Origin of the sequence: Paraburkholderia sp. BCC1876 (assembly GCF_902833695.1) — a bacterium.
Taxonomy (GTDB): Bacteria; Pseudomonadota; Gammaproteobacteria; order Burkholderiales; family Burkholderiaceae; genus Paraburkholderia.
Genome location: NZ_CADFGI010000088.1, coordinates 1 through 452 on the forward strand (window position 1 = coordinate 1; position 452 = coordinate 452).

A 452-nucleotide genomic window follows, 5' to 3' on the forward strand; every position below is an offset into this window, starting at 1 on the left:
GTACAGTACGCGCCGGTCGACGATCACGGCGAGGCCTCGCAGCCCAGCGCCATCAGCAGCGACCAGCCGGTCGCGCTCGGCACGCTGTCGATCCGCGGCATCGAGCATCGCGACAGCGACGACGACAGCACCTTCGATGTCGCGCTGGCCTATGAACAGAGCATCGACGGCTGGCCCTGCGCGGCCGTCACCGACATCGCCTGGCCGCCCGCCACGGTGGTCACGCGCGCCGCCGATTCGCGCGGCTGGTCGCTGCTCTGGTATCGCGGCACGTTCTCGCAGGTCGAGCGCGCCAAGGGCTTCTCCTTCGACGTCGATTCGATGTCGGCCGACTACGACCAGGCCCACGCGCTGCAGTCATGGCAGGGCACGCTGGCGGTGGACGGCGATGTCGGCGTGGGCAGCGTCACCTTCGCCGGCGATCCGAAGCCGGAGCTGCGCTGGAACCGCCT

The 452-nt window shown here is 70.1% G+C and carries 1 pseudogene; it reads left to right on the forward strand.

Annotated features, from left to right (window positions below):
• Positions 1–452, forward strand: a pseudogene (locus HWY05_RS37900) (hypothetical protein); the annotation flags it as partial.